We start from the raw sequence: 11,912 nt of genomic DNA on the forward strand, positions 1-11,912 counted from the left end.
GCGGCCGGGCCGCCGCCGCGGGCACGGGGCTCGGCGCGCGGCTCACCGCGGGACGGGGCGTCCGGCGGCGCCGCGCGGGAGGCGGACGGCGGCCTGTGCGGGTGCATCGTCTGGTTCCCCTCCTCGGGCCCGGCGCGCGGTGGTCCGTGCCGGGCCCGGGGAGAGCCTAGCCGGTGGCCAGCTCGCGGACGGCTGCGGCGAAGGCATCGCCGCGTTCGCTGTAGTCGGTGAACATGTCCATCGAGGCGCAGGCCGGGGCCAGCAGGACGGTGTCGCCGGGCTGGGCCAGCCGGGCGGCCTCCCGGACGGCCTCGGCCATCGCCCCAGTGTCGGTCCGGTCAAGGTCCGCCACCGGCACATCGGGGGCGTGTCGCGCCAGCGCCGCGGCGATCAGGTGGCGGTCCCTGCCGAGGAGCACGGCCGCGCGCAGCCGCCCGGCGGACTCCCGGACCAGGTCGTCGAAGACCGCGCCCTTGGCCAGGCCGCCGGCGATCCACACCACCGGGCGGCAGGCGGACAGCGAGGCCAGCGCGGCGTGGGTGTTGGTGGCCTTGGAGTCGTCCACATAGGTGACTCCGGCCACCTCGGCGACCCGGGTGATCCGGTGGGCGTCCGGGCGGAAGGTGCGCAGGCCCTCCCGGACCGCGGCCGGCTCCACGCCGTAGGCGCGGGCCAGCGCGGCGGCGGCCAGGGCGTTGGCGATGTTGTGCGGGGCGGCGGGCCGGACGTCGGAGACCGCGGCGAGTTCCTGGGCGGTGCGCTGCCGGTCCCGGACGAAGGCCCGGTCCACCAGCAGGTCCTCCACCACGCCGAGCTGGGAGGGGCCGGGGGTGCCCAGGGTGAAGCCGACGGCCCGGCAGCCCTCCGCCACGTCGGCGGCGCGGACCAGTTCCTCGGTGGCCGGGTCGGCTGCGTTGTACACGCAGGCGACCCGGTTGCCGTGGTAGATGCGGCCCTTGTCGGCGGCGTAGGCCGCCATGGAGCCGTGCCAGTCCAGATGGTCCGGGGCCAGGTTGAGCACCGCGGCGGAGTGCGGCCGCAGTCCGGGCGCCCAGTGGAGCTGGTAGCTGGAGAGCTCCACGGCCAGCACGTCGTACGCGGCTCCGGCCTCCTCGCCGGGGCCGCCGAGCACGACGTCGATGAGGGGGGTGCCGATGTTGCCGACGGCGGCGGTGCGCAGCCCGGCGGCCCGCAGGATCGAGGCCAGCATCCGGGTGGTGGTGGTCTTGCCGTTGGTGCCGGTGACCGCGAGCCACGGGGCCGGTTCGCCGCCCGGTCCCGGGCGGCGCAGCCGCCAGGCCACCTCCACGTCGCCGATGACCTCCGCCCCGGCCGCCGCGGCGGCGGCGAACAGCGGGCTGTCCGGCCGCCAGCCCGGCGAGGTGACCACCAGGCCGGTGCCGGCCGGCAGGGTGTCGCCGTCACCGAGGCGGGTGGCGATGCCCTCGGCGGCCAGTTGCCCGGCGCGTGCGCGCTGGGCCGGGCCGTCGCCGCCGTCCACCACGGTGACCTCGGCGCCCAGCCGGGCCAGGGCGCGGGCCGCGCTCAGGCCGCTGACGCCGATCCCGGCCACGGTGACGCGCTGCCCGGCGAACGCGGCGGCACCCTCGGCAGGACGGTTCGGGGAGTGGTTCAAAAGCCTGCCACCCAGCTTCCGTAGAAGATGCCGATGCCGACGATCACGCAGATGCCCTGGATGATCCAGAACCGGACCACCACCAGCACCTCGCTCCAGCCCTTCAGTTCGAAGTGGTGCTGCAGCGGGGCCATCTTGAACACCCGGCGGCCGGTCAGCCGGAAGGAGCCCACCTGGATGACCACCGACATGGTGATCAGCACGAACAGGCCGCCGAGCACGGCCAGCAGCAGTTCGGTGCGGGAGAGGATGGCCAGGCCGGCCAGTGCGCCGCCCAGGGCCAGGGAGCCGGTGTCGCCCATGAAGATCTTGGCCGGGGAGGTGTTCCACCACAGGAAGCCGAACGTGGCGCCCATCAGCGCGGCGGCCACGATGGCCAGGTCCAGCGGGTCGCGGACCTCGTAGCACAGGGCGCCGGCGGTGACCTCGTTGGCGCAGGTCTGGCCGTACTGCCAGACGCCGATGAAGACATAGGCGCCGAAGACCATCACCGAGGCGCCGGTGGCCAGGCCGTCCAGGCCGTCGGTGAGGTTCACGCCGTTGGACATGGCGAGGATCATGAACAGCGCCCACACCACGAACAGCACCGGGCCGATGGACCAGCCGAAGTCCTGCGTGAAGGAGAGCTGGGTGGAGGCCGGGGTCAGGCCCCGGGCGTCCTCGAAGTTGAGCGCGAGTATCGCAAAGGTCACGCCGACCACGAACTGGCCCAGCATCTTGGCCCGGGCCCGCAGGCCCAGGCTGCGCTGTTTGACGATCTTGATGTAGTCGTCCAGGAACCCGACCAGGCCCATGCCGGCGAAGAGGGCGAGCACCAGCAGACCGGACAGCGTGGGGCTGCTGCCGTTGATGATCTTGGTCACCGCATAGGCGATCAGGGTGGCCAGGATGAACGCGATGCCGCCCATGGTGGGGGTGCCGCGCTTGCTGTGGTGGTCCCGGGGGCCGTCGTCCCGGATGTACTGGCCGTAGCCCTTGCGGGCCAGGAGCTTGATCAGCAGCGGGGTGCCGACCAGGGTCAGGAACAGCGCGATGCTTCCGGAGAAGAGGATCTGCCTCATCGGGCGGCGACCCCGCCTTCGGCAGCCGCGGCCCCGCCGCCGGCCCCCCGGGTGAGCTCCAGGGCGACCTGTTCCAGGCCGGCCGCCCGGCTCGCCTTCACCAACACCACATCTCCCGGCCGCAGCTCAGCGCGCAGCAGGTCGACCGCCGCCGCAGCGTCGGACACGTGCACCGACTCCTCACCCCACGAACCCTCATTCCTGGCGCCCATGTCGATCCAGGCGGCGGTGCGGCCGCCCACCGACACGAGCTTGCTGACGTTGAGCCGGACGGCGAGGCGCCCGACCGCGTCGTGCTCGGCGAACGCCTCGTCCCCCAGTTCGGCCATCTCACCGAGCACCGCCCAGGTACGGCGGCCCTTGCCCATGGCGACCAGGGCGCGCAGGGCGGCCCGGACCGAGTCGGGGTTGGCGTTGTAGGCGTCATTGACGATCGTGACGCCGTCCGCTCGTTCGGTGACCTCCATGCGCCACCGGGAGAGCGAGCTCGCGGATGACAGTGCCTCGGCGATCGCTTCGGCGGACATGCCCAGTTCGTGGGCGACCGCCGCCGCGGCGAGCGCGTTCGACACGTGGTGCTCACCGTACAGGCGCATGGTCACACCGGTGCGCCCGGAGGGGGTGTTGAGGGTGAAGGAGGGGCGTCCGTCGTCGGTGAGGCGGACCTCCTCGGCCCGCACGGCGGCGTCGGGGGACTCGCCGAAGAGGACCACCCGGGCGGCGGTGCGGCCGGCCATGGCGCGCACCAGCGGGTCGTCCGCGTTGAGCACGGCGATGCCGCCCTGCGCCGCGGGCGGCAGGGACTCGACCAGTTCGCCCTTGGCGCGGGCGATGGCGTCCCGGCCGCCGAACTCGCCGATGTGCGCGGTGCCCACGTTGAGCACCACGCCGATCCGGGGCGGGGTGAGGGAGGTGAGGTAGCGGATGTGGCCGATGCCGCGGGCGCCCATCTCCAGCACCAGGTGACGGGTCCCCCGGTCGGCCCGGAGCGCGGTGAGCGGCAGCCCGATCTCGTTGTTGAAGGAGCCGGGCGGCCACACGGTCGGGCCGAGGCGCTCCAGGAGCTGGGCGATCAGGTCCTTGGTGCTGGTCTTGCCGGCCGAGCCGGTGAGCGCGACCACGGTGGTGCCGAGCTCCTCCACGGTGTGCCGGGCGAGGTCGCCGAGGGCCCGGGTGACGTCGTCCACCAGGATCGCGGGCACGCCGACGGGGCGGGTGGCGAGCACGGCCACCGCCCCGGCGGAGACGGCCTGGGCGGCGTAGTCGTGCCCGTCCGCGTGCTGACCGCGGAAGGCGACGAACAGCGAGCCGGGGGCGGCCTGCCGGGAGTCGGTGACCACCGGGCCGGTGATCAGCCGCTGCGCGGCGGCGGAGCCGCTCACGCGGCCGGCACCGCTGCCGTCGGGGGCCGCGGAGGAACCGTCCGGCGGGGCCGCTGCGGCCTCGGCTCCCGGCCCGTCGCCGGCGGCGGGCGGGGGTGGCTCGTGTTCCGGTATGCCGTGGAGCGTGCCCCGGACGATCGCGGCGAGCTCGGCGACGGAGAGTGGGATCATGCGCTGTCCTGGTCCATCCCGGGGGTGAGAGGGGCGGCTTGGGCTGCGGGGCCGGCGGCGGCATGTCCCGCCCGCTCGATCGCGGCGCGCAGCTCCAGACGGTCGTCGAAGGGCCGGATCACACCGGCGATGTCCTGGCCCAGCTCGTGGCCCTTGCCGGCCACCAGCACGGCATCGCCGGGCTCGGCGCGGGCGACCGCGGCGGCGATGGCCGCGGCGCGGTCCTCCTCCAGCAGCACGGTGCCGCGCTCGTGCGCGGGTACCTGCGCGGCTCCGGCCAGCATGGCGGCCAGGATCGCGAGCGGGTCCTCGGTCCGGGGGTTGTCGGAGGTGAGCACGGCGGTGTCGGCGAGCCGGGCGAGGGCGGCGCCCATGGCGGCGCGCTTGTGCGGGTCGCGGTCGCCGCCGCAGCCGAGCACCGCGTGCACCCGGCCGGTGGTGACCCGGCGCACGGCCTGCAGGACGGACTCCACGGCGTCCGGCTTGTGCGCGTAGTCCACCACGGCCAGGTACGGCTGGCCGGCGTCCACCCGCTCCAGGCGGCCGGGCACGCCGGGCACCGCGGCCACGCCGTCGGCTGCGGCCTGCGGGTCGGCGCCGGCCACGGCCAGCGCGGTGATCGCGGCCAGCGCGTTGGAGACGTTGAAGGAGCCCGGCAGCGGGACGGCGGCGCGCACCCGCACCCCGCCGGGGCCGGACACGGTGAAGGTGGAGCCGATCGGCCCGGAGTCCACGTCGTCGGCCCGCCAGTCGGCGTCCGGGTGGCCCTCGGCCGAGTAGGTGGTGACCGGGACGGCGGCCTCGGCGGCCAGCCGGCGGCCCCACGGGTCGTCGATGTTGACCACGCCGTGGCCGGACCGTTCCGGGGTGAACAGCTGCGCCTTGGCCCGGAAGTAGTCCTCCATGTCCGGATGGAAGTCCAGGTGCTCGGGGCTGAGGTTGGTGAAGACCGCGATGTCGAAGACGCAGCCGTCCACCCGGCCCAGCACCAGGGCGTGGCTGGACACCTCCATGGCCACGGCCGCCACCCCGCGCTGCCGCATCACGGCGAACAGCGCCTGGAGGTCGGTGGCCTCGGGGGTGGTGCGCTCGGACTTGATCCGGTCGTCGCCGATCCGCATCTCCACGGTGCCGATCAGCCCGGTGCGGGTGCCTTCCTTGACGAAGCGGCGCAGCCCGCCCTCGACCAGGTAGGCGGTGGTGGTCTTGCCGGAGGTGCCGGTGATGCCGATCTGCAGCAGGTCGCGGCCGGGCTCGCCGTAGATGCGGGCCGCCAGGTGTCCCATGCGGCGGCGGGGCTCCGCCACGGTGAGCACCGGCAGACCGGTGGCGGCGGCGCGCTCGGTGCCGGTCGGGTCGGTGAGCACGGCGGTGGCGCCGAGGGCGGCGGCCTGGGCGGCGAAGTCGGCGCCGTGGAAGCGGGCGCCGGGCAGCGCGGCGTACAGGTCGCCGGGGTGTACGGCGCGGGAGTCGTGGGTAATGCCGGTGACAGTGATCGCTCCGAAGTCCTCGTCGGCCCCGGCGGCCCCGTCGGCCGGGGCGGCGGCGCCGGCCAGGCGGGCGAGGACGGTCAGCGGCACGGGGACCGGCCGGTCGGGCCTGGGCAGGGCCGGGGAGCCCTGCGGGGTGGTGCCCGGGGGCGGGGCGCCCGGAGCCGCCTGCGGGTGGGTCTGGTCGTCGGCCGCCTGATCGGGCCGGTCGTCCGCGTGGTGCACGGCGGTGAGCGTACCCGCCGTGGCGGTGCCCGGGCGAAGCGAGGCGGGCCGTTCCGGGGCGGACGGGTGCTCTCCCCCGGTGGTGGTGATCACTGATCGTGCTCCCTGTGCGTATTGCTCAAAGGTTCTGCTCGGATCTCGTGCGCCGGGGCGGCGCGGTGCGGCCGGTGCGGCCGGTGTGGCCGGTGTGGCCGGTGTGGCCGGTGTGGCCGGTGAGACCAGTGTGATCGATGTGTGCCGGAGTGCTACTCCTCGGGATCGTTCTCCCTGCGCGGGGCGTCGCCGTCCGCGGCCTGCCCCGGGTCCCCGGCATCCGGGGTGCCGGGGGTGTCCGCGGCCGAGTCCTCGGGCTCGAAGGTGGCGGGCAGGGCCTGCGGCTCGGCGCCGGTGGGTGCCACCCGCAACGACTTCAGCGAGAACTCCATGACCTCCTTGAAGACCGGCCCGCACACCTGGCTGCCGCTGTGCGAGTCCCGGGTCGGGTTCTGCACCGCGCAGTAGACGGTGATCCGCGGGTCGTCCGCGGGCGCGAAGCCGGCGAAGGAGGCGGTGTAGCCGTGGTAGCGGCCGGTCTCCGGGTCGACCCGGTTGGAGGTGCCGGTCTTGCCCGCCACCCGGTAGCCGTCGATCCTGGCGATCTTGCCGGTGCCCAGTTCGTCGTCGGCCACCACCGTCTCCAGCATGGCGGTGAGTTCCTCGGCGGTGCCCTTGCTGATCACCCGGTCCGGCTCCGGCCGGGGCCAGGGCTCGTAGCGGCCGTCCGCCCCGGTGGTGCCCCGGATCAGGGTGGGGGCGATGCGCATCCCGCCGTTGGCCACGGTGGAGTAGACCGAGGCGGCCTGCACGGCGTTGAGCGACAGGCCCTGGCCGAAGGCCACGGTGTACTGCTGGGAGGCGTTCCAGTCCTCCGGGTCGGCCAGGATGCCCCGGGTCTCGCCCGGGAAACCCAGGCCGGTCGGCCGGCCGATGCCGAAGGCGGTCAGGTACGAGTGCAGCACCTCGTTGGCCTCCGCCTGGGTGTCGCCCAGCCGTTCGACGGCCAGGATGGTGCCGATGTTGCTGGACCGGGCCAGCACGCCGGCCAGGGTGAGGTGGAGCGTCTCGTGGTCCCGGTCGTCGGCAAAGGCGCGGTCGGCGCGCGGCAGCCGGTTGGGCACGGTGACATGCGTGCCGCTGCTCGCCACGCCCTCCTGGAGCACGGCCGCCATGGAGATCACCTTGCTGGTGGAGCCGGGCTCGTAGGCGTCCTGGAGAGCGGGGTTGCCGAGCAGCGCGGGGTCGGTCCGGGCGTAGTCGTGGGGATCGAAACCCGGGGCGTTGGCCATGGCCAGGATCTCCCCGGTGCGCACGTCCTGCACGACCACGTAACCGCCGTCCGCGGCGGATTCCTCCACCTGGGCCTCGATGGCCCGCTGCGCGGCCCACTGGATGTCCCGGTCGAGGGTGAGCTCCATGTCGGTGCCGGGCACCGGCGGCTGCTCGTCACTGTCCGCGGTGGGGACCCGCCGCCCGCCGGACTGGGCGTAGCGGATGGCGCCGTCCTGCCCGGCGAGTTCCTTGTCGAACTGCGCTTCGAGGCCCGCCCCGCCACGGCCCTCGCCGTTGACGAAGCCGAGCACGCCGGCCGCCAGGTCGCCGCCGGGGTAGACACGCTTGGGGTTCCGCTCCCGGAAGACGCCGGTGAGCACCTGGTGGCCGGTGCCCGCGTCCTCGCGCTCGGCCAGGGCGCGGCGCAGGTCGGTGATCTGGCGCCAGGCCTGGGGGGTCTGCTGGCGGGCCAGCAGCACGTACTGCGAGTCGGGCGTGGCCAGCAGGCCGGCCAGTTCCTCCTCGTCCTCGCCGAGGATCGGGGCGAGCAGGGCGGCGGCCTGTTCCGGGGCGTCGTCCACACCGGTGATGTCCCGGGTGAAGAGGGTGGGGTCGGCGATGATGTCGTAGGCGTCGACCGTGGTGGCCAGGGCGGTGCCGTTGCGGTCGGTGATGTCCCCGCGCTGCGCGGCGAGCGGCACGGTGACATAGCGGTTGGAGGAGGCGTGCTCGGTGTAGGCGGCGGCGTCCACCACCTGGACCTGGACCAGCCGGGCGGCGAAGACCAGCATGACCAGGGTCAGGGCGAGGCTCACCAGGCGCAGCCGGGGGCGGGGGCTGCCCAGGCGGAGGTCGTCGGGGCGGCGCCGCCGGGGGGCCGGGGCGCGGGACGGTGCTCTGCTCATCCGCCGCCTCCCGGCCCGGTGCCGCCGGTGCCGTCCCCGGCGCCGTCCGCCTGCTGCTCCTGCCGCGTCTCCTCCGGCTGCTCCGGCTCCCCTGCCTGCTCCGCCTGCCCGGTCTCCTCCGGTGGGGTGCCGTCCCGGCCGGAGGGCTCCTCCGCCGGCGTCTCCCCGGTCTCCTGGCCCTGTCCGGCCTGCCCGGTCTCCTCCTCCGGTTCTTCTTCCGGTTCTTCTTCCGGTTCTTCTTCCGGCTCCGGCTCCGGCGGGGCGGGCACCGGCCCGGCGGAGCCGAGTACCCGGCCCTGCGCGTCCAGGAAGACCGGCGGGCCGCCGGGCACCAGGCCCAGCTCGCGGGCCCGCTCGGCGAGCGCGTCCGGGGCGGAGTAGGCGTCCACCTCGGCCTGCAGGGCCTGCTCCTCTCCGGCCAGTTCCTCGGTCTGGCGGCGCAACTCGGCCTGTTCGAAGGAGCCCTGGTTGAGAGCGGCGTTGAGCAGCAGCAGGCCCAGCATGCCGGCGCCCAGCAGCACCACGATCAGCAGCACGAAGGGGGTGCGGGCGGCGCTGGAGGAGCCCCTGGGCACCAGGCCGGCCAGCCGGGCGAGCCGCTGTGCCGGTACGTCCCTCTCCCCGTTCACATCCCCGCTCACATCCCCGCTCACAGGGCCTCCCGGATGCGTTCGGCGGCCCGCAGCCGGGCCGGGGCGGCCCGCCGGTTGGCCGCCACCTCTTCCTCGTCCGGCAGCTCGGCTCCCCTGGTCAGCAGCTTCAGACGGGGCTGGTACTGCTCGGGCACCACCGGAAGGCCGGGCGGCGCGGTGCTGGTCGCGCCGGCCGTCAGCACCCGCTTGACCAGCCGGTCCTCCAGGGAGTGGTAGGAGAGCACCACGATCCGGCCGCCCACCGCGAGAGCGGCCACCGCGTCCGGCACGGCCCGCTCCAGGATGTCCAGCTCGCCGTTGACCTCGATGCGCAGCGCCTGGAAGGTGCGCTTCGCCGGATTTCCTCCGGTGCGCATGGCCGCCTGGGGCAGCGCCTCCCGGATGAGCTCGACCAGCCGGCCGCTGGTGCGGATCGGCTCCCGCCCCCGCTCCCGCACCACCTGCTCCACGATCCGGCGGGCATGCCGCTCCTCGCCGTACTCGCGCAGCACGCGGACCAGCTCGCCGGGCGGATAGGTGTTGAGCACCTCGGCGGCGCTGAGGCCGTGGGAGGGATCCATGCGCATGTCCAGCGGGGCGTCCCGGGAGTAGGCGAAGCCGCGCTCGTCCTCGTCGAGCTGCATGGAGGAGACCCCGAGGTCGAACAGGATCCCGGCCACCCGGGGAGTGCCGAGCCGGTCCAGCACCGCAGGAAGCTCGTCGTAGACCGCGTGCACCAGGTCGGCGCGCGGGCCGTACGGGGCCAGCCGCCGCCCGGCCAGCTCCAGCGCGGCCGGGTCCCGGTCCAGGCCGATCAGCCGGACCCCGGGGAAGGCGGCCAGCAGCGCGGCGGCATGCCCGCCCAGGCCCAGGGTGCAGTCGACCACGACCGCGCCGGGCACACGGAGGGCGGGCCCCAGCAGATCCAGGCAGCGCTGGAGCATGACGGGCTGGTGCCGGGCTTCCGCCGGCCGGTCGTTGCTGGTGGTCATGCGCCTTCCGAAGGAGCCTGCGGAGTCCTGGCGGGAGCGCGGCGGCCCGGCGGGGATGCCGGCCGGGGGCCGCGGGAGGCCGGGACGGGCCGCGGGGGTCGCGGTCGCACGCTTCCGGCTGCGCGCCACATTAGTCCACCTGCCTGCCCGGTCAATCACTGCGGTTGGCCGCGCGGCGGTGTTTCTCCCGCCCGGCGCACCCGCCGCGGTGCCCGGTCTCACAGCGCCGCGTCATGCGTCGGCAGAGGTCCCCATGGGGGGCGGCCGCCATCCGCGCTACGGTCGTGCCATGTCTCCTACGGTCATTGATGAGCTGGTCAGAGCGAACAACGAGTACGCCGAGAGCTTCCGGGACCCGGGAATGGACGCCCGGCCGGTGCGCAAGGTGGCCGTCGTCGCCTGCATGGACGCCCGGATCGACCTGCACGCGGCCCTGGGTCTGGAACTGGGCGACTGCCACACGATCCGCAACGCGGGCGGCGTGATCACCGACGACGTCATCCGCTCGCTGACCATCAGTCAGCGTGCACTCGGCACGGAATCCGTGGTGCTGATCCACCACACCGGCTGCGGCCTGCAGGTGCTCACCGAGGACTTCCGCACCGAACTGGAGCGCGAGGTCGGCCAGAAGCCCAGCTGGTCGGTGGAGTCGTTCACGGACGTGGACCAGGATGTCCGGCAGTCGATGGCACGGGTGCGCACTTCTCCCTTCCTCCTGCACACTGAAGATGTACGGGGGTTCGTCTTCGACGTGACCACCGGCCTCCTGCGCGAGGTCGACGGGTCGGAGGCTCCGCGCGACGCGGGAACGTGACGCGGGACCGCAATTGTGTGAAGAATGCCTGCTGAAAGGCATCCGTTCCGGCCGTCGGACGGCCGGAGACCCCGCTCCGGTGCCGGCGGCACCGGAGCGGGGTACGGGGGTGTCCAGGCCGGGGTCCTGACCGACCATTCGGCCCGGACCGGACATAACGGGCCGAGGAGGGCCGGGTGACGACCTATGAGGAACACGTCAGGCTCAACGAGCTGAGCGGCACCATCGACCAGGTGCGCCGTTCGATCGAGAGCGTGATCGAGGGCAAGCCGGAGGTCGTCCGGCTGTCCCTGACCGTGCTGCTGGCCGAGGGACACCTGCTGCTGGAGGACGTGCCCGGCGTGGGCAAGACCATGCTGGCCAAGGCGCTGGCCCGGTCCGTCGACTGCTCGGTGCGGCGTATCCAGTTCACCCCCGACCTGCTGCCCTCGGACATCACCGGGGTCAGCGTCTTCGACCAGCAGCACAAGGACTTCGAGTTCAAGCCCGGCGCGGTCTTCGCACAGATCGTGATCGGCGACGAGATCAACCGCGCCTCGCCCAAGACCCAGTCCGCGCTGCTGGAGGCGATGGAGGAGCGGCAGGTCACGGCAGACGGCCAGACCTACGCCCTGCCCGAGCCGTTCATGGTGATCGCCACCCAGAACCCGGTGGAGATGGAGGGCACCTACCCCCTGCCCGAGGCACAGCGGGACCGGTTCATGGCCCGCGTCTCCGTCGGCTACCCCAGCCCGGAGGCCGAGCTGCGGATGCTGGAGTCGCACGGCGCGGCATCCCCGCTGGAGGTTCTGGAGCCCGCCGCCCAGGCTCCGGACGTGGTGAAACTCATCCAGGCGGTGCGCGAGGTGCACGTCTCCGAACCGGTGCGGCGCTACGCCCTGGACCTGGTGACCGCCACCCGCCAGCACCCGGGGCTGCGGCTGGGCGCCTCGCCGCGCGCCACGCTCCAGCTCCTGCGGGCCGCACGGGCGTCGGCCATGCTCAGCAGCCGCGAGTACGTGCTGCCGGACGACATCCAGCACCTGGCCGGGCCGGTGCTCGCGCACCGGCTGCTGCCCACCGCCCAGGCGCAGCTCAACCGGCAGACGGCCGAGGAGTTCGTCGCCGAGATCGTGCAGCGGACCCCGGTGCCCGGCGCCTACCAGCCGCAGTACGGCCGGCCGCACCGGGGCTTCTGATGTCCCGCGGCCACCGCACCGCCGCCGTCCCGCGGGTACCGCCGGTGCCCCCGGTGCCGCCGGCCCCGGCGGGCCCGGGCGGCGCTCCGGGAGCCGTACCCGGTGCCGGGCCCGGCGC

General features: G+C 74.3%; 9 protein-coding genes. 2 read left to right on the forward strand and 7 right to left on the reverse strand.

The genetic code is table 11. The features are described from left to right. Window positions 1–166: 166 nt before the first annotated feature. The 7 genes from murD to rsmH form a co-directional block, all read right to left on the reverse strand. Window positions 167–1,636 carry a UDP-N-acetylmuramoyl-L-alanine--D-glutamate ligase gene (murD, locus tag GQS09_RS22860; RefSeq protein ID WP_243761691.1) on the reverse strand — a complete coding sequence of 490 codons (1,470 nt, stop codon included), beginning with the start codon at window positions 1,634–1,636 and terminating at the stop codon, window positions 167–169. Continuing rightward, window positions 1,633–2,697 carry a phospho-N-acetylmuramoyl-pentapeptide-transferase gene (gene mraY / locus GQS09_RS22865; RefSeq protein WP_165989228.1) on the reverse strand — a complete coding sequence of 355 codons (1,065 nt, stop codon included), beginning with the start codon at window positions 2,695–2,697 and terminating at the stop codon, window positions 1,633–1,635. Before mraY ends, murD begins: the two co-directional genes overlap by 4 nt. Further along, window positions 2,694–4,250, reverse strand: a complete 1,557-nt coding sequence (gene murF, locus GQS09_RS22870; protein ID WP_243761692.1) for a UDP-N-acetylmuramoyl-tripeptide--D-alanyl-D-alanine ligase — start codon at window positions 4,248–4,250, stop codon at window positions 2,694–2,696. Before murF ends, mraY begins: the two co-directional genes overlap by 4 nt. Beyond that, a complete protein-coding gene (locus GQS09_RS22875; RefSeq protein ID WP_313896290.1) occupies window positions 4,247–6,058 on the reverse strand; it encodes a UDP-N-acetylmuramoyl-L-alanyl-D-glutamate--2,6-diaminopimelate ligase in 1,812 nt (603 codons plus the stop codon). Before GQS09_RS22875 ends, murF begins: the two co-directional genes overlap by 4 nt. 152 nt (window positions 6,059–6,210) lie before the next feature. After that, window positions 6,211–8,178, reverse strand: coding sequence for a penicillin-binding protein 2 (locus GQS09_RS22880; RefSeq protein ID WP_165989231.1), 1,968 nt, complete (start codon window positions 8,176–8,178; stop codon window positions 6,211–6,213). Next, window positions 8,175–8,831: a hypothetical protein gene (locus tag GQS09_RS28725; RefSeq protein ID WP_207958162.1), complete on the reverse strand. Its 657-nt coding sequence runs from the start codon at window positions 8,829–8,831 to the stop codon at window positions 8,175–8,177. Before GQS09_RS28725 ends, GQS09_RS22880 begins: the two co-directional genes overlap by 4 nt. After that, the gene (gene rsmH, locus GQS09_RS22890; protein ID WP_165989233.1) at window positions 8,828–9,802 is read right to left on the reverse strand and encodes a 16S rRNA (cytosine(1402)-N(4))-methyltransferase RsmH; all 975 of its coding nucleotides are present in this window, start codon (window positions 9,800–9,802) and stop codon (window positions 8,828–8,830) included. Before rsmH ends, GQS09_RS28725 begins: the two co-directional genes overlap by 4 nt. 289 nt (window positions 9,803–10,091) lie before the next feature. Here rsmH and GQS09_RS22895 point away from each other — a divergent pair, with 289 nt between their 5' ends. Together GQS09_RS22895 and GQS09_RS22900 are read left to right on the forward strand one after the other, a co-directional pair. After that, window positions 10,092–10,616 carry a carbonic anhydrase gene (locus GQS09_RS22895; protein WP_207958163.1) on the forward strand — a complete coding sequence of 175 codons (525 nt, stop codon included), beginning with the start codon at window positions 10,092–10,094 and terminating at the stop codon, window positions 10,614–10,616. Between the two features lie 176 nt (window positions 10,617–10,792). Then, window positions 10,793–11,794 (forward strand): MoxR family ATPase, encoded by a 1,002-nt coding sequence (locus GQS09_RS22900; RefSeq protein WP_165989238.1) that lies wholly within the window; start codon window positions 10,793–10,795, stop codon window positions 11,792–11,794. Window positions 11,795–11,912 lie beyond the last annotated feature (118 nt).

It is taken from the genome of Streptomyces sp. YIM 98790 (assembly GCF_011421595.1).
Classification (GTDB): Bacteria; Actinomycetota; Actinomycetes; order Streptomycetales; family Streptomycetaceae; genus Streptomyces.